The 16,057-nt window shown below is 68.8% G+C and carries 18 protein-coding genes; 6 read left to right on the plus strand and 12 right to left on the minus strand.

Features of this window, described 5'->3' with window-relative positions; genetic code table 11:
* The first annotated feature begins 103 nt into the window (after positions 1-103).
* On the plus strand, positions 104-1,288 hold the full coding sequence (locus IEY63_RS13190) for a mechanosensitive ion channel family protein (protein ID WP_189069469.1): 1,185 nt from the start codon (positions 104-106) through the stop codon (positions 1,286-1,288).
* A gap of 78 nt (positions 1,289-1,366) precedes the next feature.
* Here IEY63_RS13190 and IEY63_RS13195 read toward each other — a convergent pair whose 3' ends face one another.
* The 5 genes from IEY63_RS13195 to IEY63_RS13215 form a co-directional block, all read right to left on the minus strand.
* Complete coding sequence (locus tag IEY63_RS13195; protein ID WP_189069470.1) at positions 1,367-2,500, minus strand: cysteine desulfurase family protein; 1,134 nt, start codon at positions 2,498-2,500, stop codon at positions 1,367-1,369.
* Positions 2,501-2,529: 29 nt separating this feature from the next.
* Positions 2,530-4,164 (minus strand): PASTA domain-containing protein, encoded by a 1,635-nt coding sequence (locus IEY63_RS13200; RefSeq protein WP_229784699.1) that lies wholly within the window; start codon positions 4,162-4,164, stop codon positions 2,530-2,532.
* 83 nt (positions 4,165-4,247) lie between these two features.
* Positions 4,248-4,544: an AzlD domain-containing protein gene (locus tag IEY63_RS13205; protein WP_189069472.1), complete on the minus strand. Its 297-nt coding sequence runs from the start codon at positions 4,542-4,544 to the stop codon at positions 4,248-4,250.
* Complete coding sequence (locus IEY63_RS13210) at positions 4,541-5,275, minus strand: AzlC family ABC transporter permease (protein WP_189069473.1); 735 nt, start codon at positions 5,273-5,275, stop codon at positions 4,541-4,543. Before IEY63_RS13210 ends, IEY63_RS13205 begins: the two co-directional genes overlap by 4 nt.
* A 10-nt stretch (positions 5,276-5,285) precedes the next feature.
* Positions 5,286-6,149 (minus strand): helix-turn-helix transcriptional regulator, encoded by an 864-nt coding sequence (locus IEY63_RS13215; RefSeq protein WP_189069474.1) that lies wholly within the window; start codon positions 6,147-6,149, stop codon positions 5,286-5,288.
* Positions 6,150-6,254: 105 nt separating this feature from the next.
* On the opposite strand from IEY63_RS13215, the gene IEY63_RS13220 reads away from it, so the two are divergent.
* On the plus strand, positions 6,255-7,004 hold the full coding sequence (locus tag IEY63_RS13220; protein ID WP_229784700.1) for a MerR family transcriptional regulator: 750 nt from the start codon (positions 6,255-6,257) through the stop codon (positions 7,002-7,004).
* A 38-nt stretch (positions 7,005-7,042) separates the two neighbouring features.
* On the opposite strand, the gene IEY63_RS13225 is transcribed toward IEY63_RS13220, so the two are convergent.
* The 3 genes from IEY63_RS13225 to IEY63_RS13235 form a co-directional block, all read right to left on the minus strand.
* Positions 7,043-8,047 carry a helix-turn-helix transcriptional regulator gene (locus tag IEY63_RS13225; protein ID WP_189069476.1) on the minus strand — a complete coding sequence of 335 codons (1,005 nt, stop codon included), beginning with the start codon at positions 8,045-8,047 and terminating at the stop codon, positions 7,043-7,045.
* Positions 8,048-8,117: 70 nt separating this feature from the next.
* A complete protein-coding gene (locus IEY63_RS13230; protein WP_189069477.1) occupies positions 8,118-9,713 on the minus strand; it encodes an AfsR/SARP family transcriptional regulator in 1,596 nt (531 codons plus the stop codon).
* A gap of 543 nt (positions 9,714-10,256) precedes the next feature.
* A complete protein-coding gene (locus tag IEY63_RS13235) occupies positions 10,257-10,952 on the minus strand; it encodes an amino acid ABC transporter permease (protein WP_189069478.1) in 696 nt (231 codons plus the stop codon).
* Between the two features lie 186 nt (positions 10,953-11,138).
* Between IEY63_RS13235 and IEY63_RS13240 the strand changes: the two genes are divergently transcribed.
* Together IEY63_RS13240 and IEY63_RS13245 are read left to right on the plus strand one after the other, a co-directional pair.
* Entirely contained in the window at positions 11,139-11,528 is a 390-nt protein-coding gene (locus IEY63_RS13240; protein ID WP_189069479.1) for a DMT family transporter, read from the plus strand.
* Complete coding sequence (locus tag IEY63_RS13245; RefSeq protein ID WP_189069480.1) at positions 11,525-11,848, plus strand: SMR family transporter; 324 nt, start codon at positions 11,525-11,527, stop codon at positions 11,846-11,848. Before IEY63_RS13240 ends, IEY63_RS13245 begins: the two co-directional genes overlap by 4 nt.
* Before the next feature lie 62 nt (positions 11,849-11,910).
* Here IEY63_RS13245 and IEY63_RS13250 read toward each other — a convergent pair whose 3' ends face one another.
* Positions 11,911-12,678, minus strand: coding sequence for an ABC transporter substrate-binding protein (locus IEY63_RS13250; RefSeq protein WP_189069481.1), 768 nt, complete (start codon positions 12,676-12,678; stop codon positions 11,911-11,913).
* A 44-nt stretch (positions 12,679-12,722) separates the two neighbouring features.
* Here IEY63_RS13250 and IEY63_RS13255 point away from each other — a divergent pair, with 44 nt between their 5' ends.
* Complete coding sequence (locus IEY63_RS13255) at positions 12,723-13,184, plus strand: TlpA family protein disulfide reductase (RefSeq protein WP_189069482.1); 462 nt, start codon at positions 12,723-12,725, stop codon at positions 13,182-13,184.
* On the opposite strand, the gene IEY63_RS13260 is transcribed toward IEY63_RS13255, so the two are convergent.
* Positions 13,181-14,293: a permease prefix domain 1-containing protein gene (locus IEY63_RS13260; RefSeq protein ID WP_189069483.1), complete on the minus strand. Its 1,113-nt coding sequence runs from the start codon at positions 14,291-14,293 to the stop codon at positions 13,181-13,183. The two genes, IEY63_RS13255 and IEY63_RS13260, sit on opposite strands and share 4 nt — an antisense overlap.
* Complete coding sequence (locus tag IEY63_RS13265) at positions 14,290-14,619, minus strand: PadR family transcriptional regulator (RefSeq protein WP_189069484.1); 330 nt, start codon at positions 14,617-14,619, stop codon at positions 14,290-14,292. Before IEY63_RS13265 ends, IEY63_RS13260 begins: the two co-directional genes overlap by 4 nt.
* Before the next feature lie 446 nt (positions 14,620-15,065).
* Here IEY63_RS13265 and IEY63_RS22260 point away from each other — a divergent pair, with 446 nt between their 5' ends.
* Positions 15,066-15,452 (plus strand): hypothetical protein, encoded by a 387-nt coding sequence (locus IEY63_RS22260; protein WP_229784701.1) that lies wholly within the window; start codon positions 15,066-15,068, stop codon positions 15,450-15,452.
* A 68-nt stretch (positions 15,453-15,520) separates the two neighbouring features.
* Here the strand turns inward: IEY63_RS22260 and IEY63_RS13275 are convergent, their stop codons facing one another.
* Complete coding sequence (locus IEY63_RS13275; RefSeq protein WP_189069485.1) at positions 15,521-15,994, minus strand: hypothetical protein; 474 nt, start codon at positions 15,992-15,994, stop codon at positions 15,521-15,523.
* Positions 15,995-16,057 lie beyond the last annotated feature (63 nt).

Raw genomic sequence — 16,057 nt, forward strand, 5'->3', positions numbered from 1 at the left:
CCCGCCCTATTCGACGCCCGCTCTGACCGCAGCCCGGGCGGGCGTGACTGCTGCTGCGCCGCTCCTCTTGGCACGCTCACCACCTCATGAGAAGGTGTGGGTCATGTTGCAGGAACTCAGTGTTCAGATCGTCAAACCCCAGGTCTGGGTGGGCCTGGCCCTGACGGCGGTGGCCGCGTACGCCATCTACCGCTTCGGGCGCGTACTGATCGGCGCGCTCGAACCGCACGTGCCCCGCCGCCTGCTGCCCGCTCTGAAGTGGCTGTGGTGGCTGGTCGTGATCATCGGCTGGCTGGCCGTCGCCACGGCCGTCGCGTACCTGCCCAGCGTGCCCGTCCTGTTCAACCTGGGGCGCGACATCATGGACGGCTTCCGGCACAGCGCCGGGCAGCTGGTCGTGGTGATCGCCATGGCGCTGATCGCCTGGAACCTGATCGGTACGCTCGCGCAGCGCATCGTGGCCGAACAGGAATTCAACCGCCGCAGCGTCCGCGTGCAAACCCTCAAGGGCGTCGTGGAAAGCACCCTGCGGGTCGTGGTTGTCATCCTGAGCGTCATCGCCGCCCTCCAGGCACTCGGCGTGAACGCCACCAGCCTCCTGGCCGGGGTGTCCGTGCTGGGTCTCGCCGTGGGCTTCGGCGCGCAGAGCCTCATCAAGGACGTCTTCAACGGCTTTTTCATCCTGCTCGAAGACCAGTACGGCGTGGGCGACGTGATCACCGTGAACACCGGCCAGCTGTCCGGCGGCGTAGAACGCCTGAACCTGCGTGTCACCGCCCTGCGCGCCCTGGACGGCACCGTGCACATCATCCCCAACGGGCAGATCAACACCGTCAGCGTGAGCAGCAAGGACTGGTCCCGCGTGGTCGCCACCGTGGACGTCACGTACACCGCGAACATTGACGACGCCCTGCGCGTCCTGGAACAGGTCAGCACTGAGATCTACGAGGCCGACGAGTGGAAGCACTTCTTCCTGGAGAAACCCGAGCAGCAGGGCGTGACGCAACTCGCTCCGGACGGCGTGACCCTGCGCGCCCTGTTCAAGGTGCAGCCCAAGAGTCAGTACGCCATCGGCCGCGAGTTCAACCGCCGCATCAAGATCGCCATGGACGAGGCCGGCATCGAGATTCCCTTCCCGCAGCGCAGCCTGAACTTCGGCGGCTCACCCATCGAGATCAAACTCACCCGTGAGGATCTGGGCCGTGACCCCCGCGCCACGCAGGACCGCGGCCACGCGCCGGTGCAGCCCACCCTGACCCGCGACCCCGAGGAGAACGAGAACACCTGAGGTCGAGGGTGGCCGGGCGCACGCCCGGTCTGAAGAGGCGGCGGGGTGACGTTCCGCCGCCTGCGTGGATACGGTGGGTTAGACGCGGCTCCAGGTTGCGGCCTGCACGAGGGCGTGCGCCGCCGCACTGATCTCGGCAGGCGTGGTGGCCGCGCCAAAACTGAAGCGCAGCGACGCGCGGGCCTGCGCTTCACTCAGGCCCAGGGCGGTCATGACGTGGCTGGGCTGCATGGTGCCCGCGCTGCACGCGCTCCCGGCGCTGGCCGCCACGCCCAGCATGTCGAGGTTCATCAGCAGCGCCTCGCCGTCCGCGCCGCCCACGGTGACGTTCACGACCTTCGGGCTGCTGTCCGGCGCGTGGTTCACGCTCAGGTCCGGGATGCTCGCGACCTCCCGCATGAACTGTTCGCGTAGGGTTCCCAGGTGCGCCAGCGTCGCGCCCTGCGCCGCCGCCGCGTGGGTCAGGGCCACGCCCGCCGCGTACACCCCAGCGGTGTCCTGCGTGCCCGGGCGCACGCCGCCCTCCTGCCCGCCACCCAACGTCACGGGCGGTAACTGCGTGCCGCGGCGCACGTACACGAAGCCCACGCCGCGCGGCCCGCCCCACTTGTGCGCGCTGAACGTCGCAAAGGTCACGCCCCAGCCCGGCAGGTCCACCGGCAGCACACCGGGCGCCTGCACGGCGTCCGTGTGGTACGGCACCCCGCGTGCAGCCGCCACTGCCGCCAGTGCTGGGGTGTTCTGCACGGCCCCCACCTCATTGTTCGCGTGGTGAATGGACACCAGCGCCGTATCGTCCCGCAACGCGCCCGCCAGTTCCGCCGGGTCGTAGCGCCCGAACCGGTCCGGCGTCAGGAACGTGACCGCCCAGCCCTGCGCCGCCAGCGCCCGCGCGGGCGCCAGCACCGCCGAGTGCTCCGTAGGCGTGGTGATCAGGTGACCGGGCCGCCCGTGCGCCTCCTGCCATGCCCGCGTGACGCCCAGCAGCACGTGGTTGTCGCCCTCGGTGCCGCCACCGTTGGCGATCAGTGTGCGCGGGTCCACCCCGAACGCCGCCGCCACCCGCGCGCGGCCTTCCTCCAGCCGCTCACGGGCCGCCTGACCCGCCGCGTGCACACTGGCCGGGTTGCCCGGCAGGGCCGCCGCCTGCGCGTACGCCGCCAGCGCTTCGGGCGTCATGGGGTGCGTCGCCGCGTAATCCAGGTAGATCATCCGTGTTCCTCAGGTTCCGGCCGGGCCGCTCAGGGGGTTTCCAGCGCGAAGTCCTGCCCGTCTCGCCGGATGATGAACACCGCTTCGCCCCGCACCGTCTCGGTGGTGGTGATCTGTTTCCCGGCCAGCGCCTCGGCGGCCGCGCTCAGGTTCAGGGCGCGTTCGCCGTTCGCGTCCCGCACGGCCAGCGTGTACGTCCCGTCCGGCAGGTCCGTGGGGAAGGTGTACCGCAACGTGACGCTGCGCGGCAGGGGCGCCGCCACCTCCGGCGTGGACCCGCTGGCGGGCACGGCTGGAATCTCCTGCGTGCCCCCCGACGTGCTGGTCTCCGGGGTCTGAGTGGAGGTGGTGGACGTGTCCTCCGGAACGGGATCCGGTTCCGGCTGAGATTCTGGCTGGGGTTCTGGTTCCGGGGCGGGCGGCAGGGGCAGGCTGCCCGCCGGACGGCTCGGGGCGCTGTACCGCGGCGCGGCCACCGTGAGAGACACCGGACCGCCCGTGGTGACGGTCGCGTACGCCAGGGGCGTCTGCTCCAGCACCGTTCCTTCCTTCAGGTCACTGGGTTGCGGCGAGACCTTGGTCACGACCAGGCCCGCGGCGCGGATGGTTTTCAGGGCGTCCTCGTACTGCATCCCTTTCAGGTCCGGAATAAACGTTCTCTTCCCGACAATGCCGGTGCTGACCATCAGCTGCACCGCCTGCCCCTGCTGCGCCGTCGAGCCGGCCTCGGGCAGCTGCGCCACCACCCGCCCTTCCGGCGTGCCGGTTAGGGTGCCGTCCACCTTCACGATCTTCCCGACCGTCATGGCGCTGCCCTTCAGCGCGTCCCGCGCCTGAGCCGGCGTCATCTCCTCTAGGCGCGGCACCTCGATCGACGGGGGATTGTTCACCGTCAGCGTAACCAGGCGCCCGACCGGGAGGTTCGAATTGCCCACCGGGTCCTGCCTAATGATCGACCCGACCGCGCGGCCCGCCGCCTGACCCTTCACGAACTCCACGCGGAAACCCTCGCGGGTCAGCTGCTGCGCCGCCGGCTTGGCCGCCTGACCCACCACGGTCGGCACCGGCCGCACCGGGGGGTTCAGGTAGATCTGCACGGCCTGCGCGCCCACGTACGTCGCGCCGCCCAGCAGCAGCAGCCCCGGAATGAACGTCAGCCACGCGCCCGGCTCGCGCCGCCGCCGCACCCGCGCCCGCTTCAGCGGGGCGAGCGTCACGGCGTTCCGCGCCGCGACGTCCTCCGGGGTCCGCGGCGTCACGCGGGGCGTCAGGTACGCCACGCGCACCTCATGGCCCTCCACGAGCACCTGCGCGTCCTCCAGGGCGTACCCGTGCTCGGCCAGCGCGGCCGCCAGCCCCTGCACCTGCTCCACCAGATCCTGCGGCACGCCCTTGTGCGCCAGCGCGGCCTCCAGCGGCTGACCCGTCACCGGCTGCCACACCGCGTAGAACGCGCCCGGCCGCGCCACCACGTCCGTCAGGCCCGCCGGGCTCAGGGCCCGCAGCGCCGTCCGGTACGCATGGAAGGCCTGCCGGTCCGCGGGCGTCGCCACCGTGAACCACGCCACCTGACGGGTGACGCCCTCGGCCGAACGGACCTCCGAGAGCGTAACCGGGCCCTGCACCGCAACCTCACGCAGCACCTCGTACTTCCCGTCGATCATTCTGACTCTGTCCGCCTGACCCGTCATGCGCCGCCCAGCATAGCGCGCCCCCGCCCCAACACGCCGCGGCGGCCCTTACACCCCTACACGCCCGCCAGCCGCGCCGCCCAGTACGCCGCGAAACCCCCCAGAATGCCCAACGCAAGACTGCGGGTCCGCCACAGCAGCGCGCCGCCCACCACGGCCCCCACCACCCGCCGCGCCCACTCGGGGCTGCCCAGCACGTCCGGCACGATCAGCGCCGCAAACACACTGACCGGCACGAACCGCAGAAACGCCAGCCAGAACGGCGGCAACTCCAGGCGGCCCAGGCTGAGCCCCAGCAGCCGCGCCGGGTACGTCACCGCCCACATCAGCAGGATCACCAGCCAGCCGCTCACGCCCGCCCCCCCGCCCGCGTGCTGACCAGCGCGCCCAGCAGCGCCCCACCCACACCCACCAGCAGCACGACCAGCCCCCCCGGCAGCACCTGACCCAACCCCCACGCGCCCAGCCCCGACAGCAGCGCCACGAGCACCGCCACCCGCCCTGCCAGGAGCGGCACCAGCAGCCCCAGGAACGCCAGCGGGAAGATCACGCCCACTCCCAGCGCGTCTGGGTCCGGCAGCACCGCCCCCGCCAGCGCGCCGAGCAGCGTCGCCGCGTTCCACGCCGCGAACAGACTCAGCTCCGCGCCCAGCAGGAACCCCAGACTCAGGCCCCCCGGGTCACGCGGACCCGCCACCAGCACCATCCCGTACGCCTCATCCGTCAGGAACTGCGCCGCCACCAGCCGCTGCGCGCGCGACAGGGGTAGCTGCCGCGACAGACTCAGGCCGTACAGCACGTGCCGGGCATTCAGCACGAACGTCGTCCCCACCAGCGCCAGCGCCGACGCCACCCCCGGCACGCCCCCAGCCATAAACTGCCCCGCCGCGGCGAACTGACTCGCCCCGGCGAACACCGTGACACTCATCAGGCACGTCTCCCACACGCTCAGCCCGTTCGCGCGGGCCGTCACCGCGTACGCCACCGCGAACGGCACCACGCCCGCCCACAACGGCACCATCACCCGGAACCCCCGCCCAAACGCCGCCCAGTCCACCTTGTGTTTCACAACCCGCGCTGTCATCGCGCGCAGGCTACCGGACGGCGCGCCCCGCGGTCTTGAATGATCCTGCTCCCCGCACGAACGCCCCGGGGGTCACGCCGAACACTCGCGTGAACACCCGCGTCAGGTGTGCCTGATCCGCAAAGCCCACCGCCAGCGCCGCCTCCCCGATCGGTATGCCGCGCAGCAGCAGCGGGCGCGCCGCCTGCGCCCGCACGCCCAGCAGGTACGCGTGCGGCGGGACGCCCACCACCGACCGGAACGACCGCGACAGGTGCGACGCACTCAGGCCCACCCGCCCCGCCAGCGCTGACAGATTCAGCGTGGTGTCCGGGTGCGCGTCCAGAAACGCCTGAACCTCACGCACCCCCGCGTGATCCACCGCCGCCTGATGGGCCGGTGCGGCATCCCCCCATCGGACCAGCAGCACCTCCACCGCTTCGCGCACCAGCGCCTCGCGTGCCAGCGCAGACGCCTCCGCTGACGCCAGCGCTGCATGCGCCGCCTGCCACGCGCCGGCCAGCACCGGGTCCCGCACGACGGCCTCGCGGAAGCCGGCCGCGCCGCCCAGCCAGTCCGGGTGCACGTACGCCACCCGGTACGCCCACCCCCCGGCGTCCAGCGCCGAACCCGTGTGCACCTCGCCCGGCGCGACGATCGCCACCTCGCCCGCCCCGACCGTCTGCTCGCCACCCCGGTAGCGGTAGCGTTCTGCCCCGTTCAGCAGCACCGCGACGGCCACGCCCTCATGCGCGTGCGGCAGGAACGAATGCGTCACGTAGCGCGCCGTGAGGGTCTCAACGCCGGGCAGGTCCGGCGGCCGGCGGAACACCGCGCGCTCCCCGGGCGACAGGTCGAGCCGCGCAGGCTCGGTCCAGGCAGCGGGCGGCTTCATCCGGTCAGTCTGGCACCCGCTTGACCCTCACGTGGCGGGAGGGCCTAGGCTGCCGGGCAGGGAGGTTGCACCCTGGACAGCCATCCGCGCTGGACGGTGGGGGAGGTGGCGGCACTCACGGGCGTGAGCGTGCGCCTGCTTCACCACTACGACGAGATCGGGCTGCTGCGCCCCGCCGAGCGCAGCGACGGAAACTACCGCCTATACACCCCGCACGATCTGGCGCGGCTGCGGCGCGTGCTGACGTGGCGGGCGCTGGGCGTGCCCCTGGCCCAGGTGGCGGGTGTGCTGGACGCCCCGCCGGAATTGGAACGCGAGGCCCTGCGCGCCCACGCCGCGCGGCTACAGGACAGCCTGCGCCGCGCCGAGCACACGCTGCGGGAGGTGCAGGCCCGGCTGGACGCCCTGGACAGCAGGGCAGAGGAGACAATCATGAACATCGAGGACGTGAAAGCAGTATTCGACGGGTTCGATCCCGCGCAGTACGAGGATGAGGCCCGGGAGCGATGGGGTGACACGGACGCGTACCAGCAGAGTGCGGCGCGCACCGCCCGGTACACGAAGGCCGACTGGGAACGCGTGCGTGCGGAGATGGACGGTATCACCGCCGAGTACCTGACCCTGATGGACGGGGGCGTGCCCGCCTCGGACGAGCGGGCTCAGGCGGTCGCGGCGCGGCACCGGGCGCACATCAGCGGCGCGTACTACGACGCTTCCGCCGCGATGATGCGCGGCCTGGCGCAGATGTGGGTGGCCGACGAGCGGTTCACGAAGAACATTGACCGCGCGCGCCCTGGCCTGGCTGCGTATCAGAGCGCGGCAGTCACGGCGTGGGCCGACGCCCAGCAGGAGTGAACACGGAGATCAGGAGGGCGGCGTTGCCTCCTGATCTCTCACGCCGCGCCGTGCTGGACGAACAGGGTGGGCAGCTGCTGCGCAGCTGCGGCGGCCTCCTGCGTCAGGCGCTGCCACGTGGCGCGCACGGCGTCCGGGCCGATCACCTGCACGTTCGGGCCCCAGGACAGCAGCCACGGCAGCACGCTACGCGGCAGGCCCTGCGCGTCCAACGGCGCGAGGAGCGGCGCGTCCACGCTGCCGTCCGGGTTGATGATGGGTTCGCCCAGGCACGCGTGCCCACCCTCCAGCACCCGGAACTTCGCCTCGCCCGTGAAGCGCAGCAGGACGTTCACGCTGGGTCCCTTCCCGGCGGGCTGTGGGACGCTGGGCAGCGCGGGCGTCTGCGACGGGTCGAGAGGATCGGGTGTGAAGGTGCCGTCCTCCAGCGTGACGTGCAGCAGGCGGCTCAGGCGGTACATGCGGACCTCGCCCGCGTGGTCGGGGTCGCGGCCCACGACGAGCAGGTCCCCCGTGACCGGGTGCGCCTCGATCCGCAGCGGGTGGAGTCTCGCGGCGCGGCGTGCGCCGGGCCGCCACTCCTGGAAGCGAATGGGGCGGCACGCCAGCCACGCCTGCGTGACTGCAGTCAGCGCCTGATCCAGCGCGGCGGGCCGGGCCGTGCGGGGTGGGCTGGGCAGCGCGGCCTGCACGTGCGCCGGCAGCGCGTCTGTCAGGATGCGGCGCAGAGGTTCGAGGCTGGCGCTCCCCTGGCCGCTGTGGCCCGCAAGGGCGTCCAGGCCGCGCAGCAGCGTCAGCCGCCCTGCGTCATCCAGTGATTGGCCCACGCCGATCACGTACCGCTGGGGTGGCCCCGGCTGCACGCGCAGGTCGGGCTCCAGACCTTCCAGTTCGTGCAGGTCGCGCGCGGTGACGGCCAACGTCTGCCCGGTGGTCGCCGCGAGTTCCGCCACAGTATGAGGCCGGTCGCGCAGCAGGCGCGCGAGTAGGAACAGGCGCTGGATGGGGATCTGGACACGCTCGGTCGGCTCGTCGGAGGTCATGACCCCAGTGTGCGGAGGACCTGTCCGCGGAACGTCCATATTTTTGAGAACATCGAATCATTCCTTCGGTTCAGTTTGGCAGGCCCGCCAGAGACCGCTCCTGACGCCACTCCAGCACCCACGGATCAAACCGCCCCTCGCAGAAGAAATCCTCCCGTCCACCCACTGGAAAAGAAGGATCCTCCCAGCGCGGTGCGTCTGACAGGCGCAACACCCCTCCCTCCACCCGCAGCGCGTCCGGCCAGCCCAGCAACTCCCGCAGCGCCGCCACCGCCGCACTCAGCGCCTTGCGCCGCGCCGTCGGCGTCTTCCCCGGCAGATCCAGCGCGTCCAGCGCCCGCTCCCGCGACACCTGCCCCCCCGCCACCACCAGCAGCGCCAGCAACCCCGCCTCGGGTCGCGTCGAACGCAGCGGCAACTCATCCCCGGACATCCACACCCGCACCGGCCCCGCCAGACTGACCCGCACCGTCCACTCCGGCGGTGCGAACGTCACCACCCCATAGTGTTCCAGCAGTACGGGCAGATACGCCCGTACCCATGACCACCGCAACGTCGCCAGCTGCCCTCGAATCGCGTCGCTGGGCGGCAGCGGCTCTCCCCCCGCCTGTCGGGCGCACTCCGCACGGGCCAGCCACGAGAGGGTCCCCGCATGCTGTGAGTAACTGTCCGCGCGGCTCAGGGCTTCCTGCGCGCGGGGTAGATCCCCCGCGTGCAGGTACGCCAGCGCCAGATGGTTGAGGATCGCGTGCCGACCCGAATCCAGCACCCGGTGCAGCGACGCGGCCTCCTGGGCCATAAGGATCGCTTCGAATGGCTGCCCCATGAGGGCGAGTGCCTGGGCGCCGTGGACTCGGATTTCAGCAAGCCTCTCTACGGCTGAGATGTGCGCGCGCGCGACGGTTGCGGTATGGAGCGTGATGGGATACTGAGACAAGCTCAGCGTGAGGAGTGATCTCGGGAAGAAGAGTTCTGAGGCGAGCAGGCCGTCCTGTGCAATCGAGTCTGCCCTACGTAGGGAGCTTAATGCCGCGGCTGGTCGATTGGTGTCGAGGGCAATAGCAATGAGTGTTCGGTAGACGTATGTGGTTGTCGTCGGGTCTTGCTGCAAGTCTCGGAGCGCCAGCGTAAGCTCAATGGTCGCTTCCGCAGACTGCTGATGATGCTGAAGGTCGAACGCGAACTGCACGCGTGCCATCCCCCGGTAAAGGGGTGTGGCATGAGTGATCTGGAATCGGTATAGCTGCTTCCAGTTAGATAAATCGAGCATGGCGGCCGCCCCTGCCAACTGGGTGAGAGTGAGCCAACGGGTCGGGCGGTCAGGAGTCTGAATAATGCTGAAACGCGCGATATTCAGGGCCAGTTCACTGCGCCGGTGAATCAGGTGGAGATGGGCCCGAAAGGGCAAAAGCTGCTCGGTGGGCTGGGAGTCCAGCAGGTCGTCAAGCTGGCGGTGCTGCATGCCCCGGAAGTACAGCCATGCCAGGGCAAGCCCACCCAAGTCGCTGTCCAACCAGTCTTGCGGTACCTCTGGTATGGCTGCGATGATCGGGAGGACGTCCGCCGCTTTGTGTACGTCTTGCGCCGTATGGATCAGATGGTGCAGCGTTCCCTCGGCATCGTCAAGTAGAAGCAGCTGACGGAGCGTGATGAGGGAGTCGGACACAGCGAAAGCCTAGCTGATTGCATTTATAAACGTGGCCGTTGTTCATCGTTTGCCAAGAGAGGGACATCAAAAAAGAGATTCGTATGTGTGAACGTGGAAATCAGAAAGGTCAAGAAATACGTTAAAAACATAATCAATCTCCAGTCGCGGCCTGTCCGGTGTCCGTGGGGTACCGGGTGGTCTGGGCCGACTGCATGTGGGGAGGTGGCGCGGCAGCGGAAGCGGGATGTCACCCGTTTCAGGCCGCCGGTGGGTGTGGAACGCCGTTCACCTCAGGCATGGCTGGGGTGAAGGGTTCGTGTGGAGTGAGCGTGAATTCTGGTGGCGTGGAGCCGTTTGGGACTCTCTGAATAACTATGTAGATTATAGAACAATGTCACTAATTTCGCAAATAGCAGAATGAGCGTAGGGTGTGATGCGCCACCTCACTCAGCACGCCCCCGCCAGACCACCCACCACGCCCACGCCACCGCACACGCCACAACCCTTACGGCGATACGAAAAAAGGCGGCCCACGCCGCCTCATCCCCACTCCCTATGACCTCAGATCACGCGGCGTTCCGGTAAGGTCACACCGCGACTCAGGCGCGACTCCAGCCACCGCACCAACCCTGACAGCGCGAACGTCAGCAGGAAGTAGACCAGCGCCAGCACCGCGTATACCTCGAACTGCCGGTAGGTGGCGTTCGTGATGTACCGACCCTGACTGAACAGTTCCTGCAAGGTCACCGCGCTGGCCAGACTGCTGCCCAGAATCAGACTGATGAACTCGTTGCCCAGCGCCGGCAGCGCCACCCGCCACGCCTGCGGCAACACCACGAACCTCAGCGCCTGAATGCGGCTGAGGCCCAGACTGCGGGCCGCCTCAGCCTGCCCAGCCGGGACGCTGCCCATGCCCCCACGCACGATCTCACTCGTGTACGCCGCCGAGTACAGCCCCAGCGCCAGTACCGCCGCCGGGAAATCCGGTAGCGTCACGCCCAGCGTCGGCAGGCCGTAGTACACCACCGACAGCAGCACAATCAGCGGAATGCCGCGCACCACCGTCACGTACGCGTCCCCCAGCCGCCCCAGCACCGGCACGCGCAGTACCCGCGCCGCACCCAGGACCGTGCCCACCAGGACCGACACGAGCAGCGCGCACACACTCACCGCCAGCGTCAGGCCCAGTCCCGACAGCAGCAGCCGCGGGTACGCCCCGGACAGCACCGTCCGGAACCCCTCCAGCACTTCCGTCACGGGCGCACCCCGACAGGCACAGCACAACCGTACTCCTTCACGCGAACACCTTCACCGCCCCACGATAGGGCAACCTCACCCCCGCACCACGAAACGTGCATCTGCACCCCATGTGCGCCCCGCACCCCGGTACGCTGAGTGGCAGATCGGGGCCTCCACGCCCGCCCCATGGAAGGTGATCCACCTATGCACGCCTGGCTGTACCTCCTGACGGCAATCGCCCTGGAGGTCACCGGCACCCTCAGCCTGAAACACCTGCACGACCAGCCGCTGACGCACACACTGCTCACATACGCCCAGCTATCTGGTGCGTTCTACTTGCTGTCCCGCGCGTTCCGGCAGATCCCGGTCGCCGTGGCCTTCGCCACCTGGGAGGCGCTGGGCCTCCTGAGCCTCACCGTCCTGGGTGCCGTCCTGCTGGGCGAGCACCTGCCCCCCACGCACCTGCTCGCGCTGGGCGGCCTGCTGCTCGGCAGCGCCCTGCTCGGACGCGGCACCCGCCACCCACCCGAGGATACGCGGGCCCCAGCCGACCACACGGTCCCCCCTGCACCTGTCACGGGGCAGCCCGCATGACCCTCACCACTGCCCTCCTCATCATCGGGGCCACCCTGCTGGACGTCCTGGCGAACCTCCTCCTGAAACGCAGCGACGGGTTCACCCGCCCCGCGTACTTCGTCGGCGCCGTCCTGACCGTCCTGCTGGCCTTCAGCCTGATCGGCCTCGCCGCGCGCGACCTGCCGGTCGCCGTCGCCTACGCCCTCTGGGGTGGCCTGGGCATCGGCACCACCGCCCTCCTCAGTCAGCGCATCGACGGCGCCCGCCTGACACCCACCGGCTGGGCAGGCCTCGCCCTGATCCTTGGCAGCCTCGCCGTCCTCAGCCTGACACCCTGATCAGGGCACAGGGGGCAGGAGGAGATGGGTGCCCATCCAACCTCCTGCCCCCTGTGCAGCATTTATTTCTGCACAATCCACTTGTTCAGCAGCTGCTGGTATTCTCCGCTGGCCTTCAGGCGCGCCAGCGTCCTGTTCGCGGCGGCGGCGAGATCACTGCCCTTCCTGAACACCATGCCGTAATCCTCGGCGGCCAGATCCTTCCCGGCCTGCTCGAACTGCCCCGGCAGGCGCTTTTTCAGGTCATCCACCGTGGGGGCGTCCCCCACCAGCGCCGCAATGCGGCCCGCGCGGACGTCCGCCAGTCCAGCCGCGAAATCGTCATACACCTTGATGGTCGCGCCCTTCGGTTTCAGCGTGTCGTTCGCCACGAACTGCCCCGTCGTGTTCCCCTGCACACCGATCACCTTCCCCTTCACGCTCGCGGGCCACGCGAACTTCCCGGGATTCCCGGCCCGCACGATGAAGACCTGCGCCGACCGGAAGTACGGCTGGCTGAACGACACCACCTTCGCCCGCTCCGGCGTGATCGTGATCGCACTGATCGCCATGTCCACCCGGCCCGACGTGACCGCCTGCGGCATCAGTGCCCCGAAGCCCACCGCGCGGATCTCCAGCCGCACGCCCAGATCCTTCGCCACCGCCCGCGCAATATCAATCTCGAAACCCTGCACCTGCCCGTCCGGACCCTTGAACTCGAACGGCGCGAACGTCGGATCGGTCCCCAGCACCAGCACGCCCTTCTTCTTCACCTCGGCCACCGTCGCCGCCTGGGACGCACCCGCCACCGCCACGCCCAGCACCGCCGCAATCATCACGAAACGCTTCATGCGCCCAGCATAGGCCCGCCCCGCCCGTCCAGTACGCTGCCTGCATGGATTGGCCCGCCCCCACCGACTTCGTCCACGGCGACCCCCTCCCCCCACCACAGGACTGGACGCGGCCTGGGCTGGTCATGACCTTCAACCTCGAATGCCCCGGCTGCGTCTCCCGCGGCATCCCGTTCATTAAGCGCCTGCACGCCGAATTCGGCGACGCCGTCCACCTCCTCGCCGTCCACACCAGTTACGGCCACCGCCAACTGCCTAGAGGGGACGTCGAACCCACCCTGAAAAAATTCGCCCAGACCTACGCGAAACTCCCGTTCCCCGTCGCCCTCGACCTTACTGGCACCCTCGCCCGACACTGGCACACCGAAGGCACCCCCCACTGGCTCGCCTTCGCCCCCGGCGGCGACCTCATCCGCAGCGTGTACGGCAGCCAGGAGAACGCCCAGACCAGACTCCAGTACCTCCTGGAAGAATGGACCGGGCGCACCGGGGGCCAACAGGTTTAACGGGCGTCGGACGTCGCCTGAGCAGGCACAAAAATGCCGGACTTCAGGGTGTTGAGGGGGACGTTGGAAACGCGCATGAGCACCGCTTGTGGCCGCCCCGTGTTGCCCTGCCCTTCCAGCTTCTTCGGGTCGGAAGTCCACCGGAGTTTTTGTTCAGCGGAGCGGATGGTGATGATGCCATCCTTCTTCACCTCAGCGAAATTGAAGGCATACTTTTGGTCTCTGGAGGACGTCAACATCACGACCTCCCCCTCGGGCTGATCGGTCCTGATGACATGGGTGTACCGAGCGTCGAGGCTCACTGTGAGATTGGACACTCTGTCTACCATCTGCCAGAAGACCGTGGAGAAGCTGCCGTACACGTCGGCTCCACTCGCCGGGGAGAGATCATAGGCGGTTTTGTCGGTGCGAACCACGGGATGGTCGAAGCCAGAGAAGATGACGGGTGACGCGATCCGTAGCACGTGGGGAATGTTGGTGACGTCGAAATAGCGCAGTCCGTTCTGAACGCTGGCCGCCCGCGATGAGAAGCTCATACGTCCTTCACGGTCAGCCACATTCATCCAGCCATCAGGTCGCATGGTGACCTGCAGGCCGAGGGACTCCGCAAGAGTGCGGACCGTCGCTTCGCTGACGTAGGCGCCCGGAAGCAGATCGGCAGAGCTTGTTGGGATGTAGCAGGTGGTGCTGTCCTGGCTGACAATACTGGCAATTTTTTCCTGTGGTACTTTGCCCTGCTGACAGATGGGCTGCGGGAGCGTGCCTTTCACGACGGAGATATGCACGGCAGGCCCGCTGCCGCCTGCGAGGGCGTAGAGTCCGGCGCTGATGCCGAGGGCGAGGGTGGCGGCGGTGAGGATGAGTTTTGGCATGGTGTACACCTGTGCCATGCCCAGGGTGACGCGGGCGGGTGGCCCGAGTTCACGGATGGCCTGGGCGGTGGCCTGAGTGGGGGTGAGGCCGGTCAGCATCAGGTGGTCGGCGCGCGTCAGCAGGTGCTCTTCGAGTTCGTCCCACAGTTCTTGGCGGCGCGCCTCCGGCAGGCCCCAGGTGGCGCGCCGCAGGTACGCGGTGAGCACACGTGGGGTGGTGTGAGCGGCGGTGGTCACGCGCCGGTCCCACCGAGCTGATGCACGGCGCCGGTAAAGGCGGCGAATTCCTGGCGTTTGGCCTTCAGGATTTCGCGGCCCCGGTCGGTGATGGCGTAGTACTTGCGGGGTTTGCCGTTACGGCCGGTTTCGCCGTGCTGCGCGGCGAGGAACCCTTCGGCTTCCAGGCGGTGCAGGGCGGGGTAGAGGCTACCTTCCTTGAAGTCGAAGTAGCCGCCGGTGCGGTCGCGGGCTGCCTGGATGATCGCGAAGCCGTAGAGGGGCTGCTGTTCGAGGAGGGTCAGGAGGATGAGGTCGAGGTTGCCGCGCAGCAGGTCTGGGTTCATGGGTGCTCCGGTGTGGGGCTTTGGCCGCGCAGCGTCCCGCGTGGTTGCCGCCCCTGCATAGCTATGTCTGTCTACATAGTCTGCCTTGGATTAGATTCTGTCAAGCTCAGTCTGCCTATGTAGTGGGTGGCCGATGTGTTGCTGCTACTGAAATGCCAAGTTTGGTCATGCGCCCCTGGATGCTGACCGCCCCGCAGGTCATCCTCGCCGAATCTGACCTCACGGCATTCCAGGGCGCGTGGGTCGCACGCAATCCGGCCCGGCTGCCACCTGAAGTGCCTCGCTAGCAGTTCCTGAACTGGCTATACGGGAAGGGTATCCTGTTCCACTGATCTCCGCAGGTCGGACTGACCGAATTCGAGCCGCGCACCCCCCACGATCTCGGCGTCGATGAGTTCAGCAAGCGCACCGGGGTGTATGCCACCTCGGACTCACTGTGGGCGCTTATGTACGCCCTGCGTGACCGACGCCGGGTCCGGCTCATCCTGAACGCCGCCCTTCAGGTCGAGCAGGCGGGCGGCTGGAGCGACTTGCGGTACTTCCTCTCACTGGCACCGCAACCGGAGGTGACCGTCATGGTGGGCGAGGACCTGCTCGCCCCCGGCGTGGTGTACGTTCTGCCCCCCGACGGCTTCGACCTCACACCTCCCTACGACTGGCCGGGTCTGGGGCGCGTGCGCGAACCGCACCTGCTCTGCCCTCACCCGGTCCGGCCGGTCCTGGCCGCGCCGGTCACGCCGACTGACTTCCCACTGCCCGTGCGCCTACACGACGCGGACACCGTGGACGCCCGCTGCGCCGCCGACCCGTGGTGGTTCCCCTGGCTGGACTGAGGACGCAAAGAACCAGCCCACGCAGGGCCAGGGCTGGCGCGGGCTGAACGGTGGATCTCCCTGATCGGTCAGGGGGTCTGCTGCTCGACGTTCACGGTGCTGCTGTCGGTGTCCGCGCTGACGACATCCGGGGCGCTCTCGGTGTACGTGCCTGCCTGTTCGGCGGCGGCTTCGGCGTCGCCACGGTCCACGTACCGGAACGTCTTGCCGTTCAGGCTGGTCACGGTGATGGTGTAGTCGCTCAGCCGCTCCGGGTCGAGGGTGACGACGCTGGATGTGATGGTGCGGGCCATGTCGGCGCTCAGGGCGTAGTCGCCCAGCACGTCGGAGGTGCAGGGTTGACCGTTCAGCTTGGCGGGCAGCTGCTGGGGCGTGGCGGTCGCGCGGGCGCGTTCCAGCGCCTGGATGCACTGCGTACGGAAGTATAGGGCGTTGTCGATCTTCAGCTGTTCGGCGCGGTCGGCGTTGTGTTTCTCGAACATGCCGCTGCAAGAGGCCAGCGCGGCGGGGAGGGCCAGGATCAGCAGGAGGGGAAGGCGCATGACCCGAGTGTAGAGGCCAGGGGAACAGCCGGAGACCGCAGGTGTGGCTGGTAGGCCAGAGGG

The sequence above is a fragment of the Deinococcus radiotolerans genome (assembly GCF_014647435.1).
Lineage (GTDB): Bacteria > Deinococcota > Deinococci > Deinococcales > Deinococcaceae > Deinococcus > Deinococcus radiotolerans.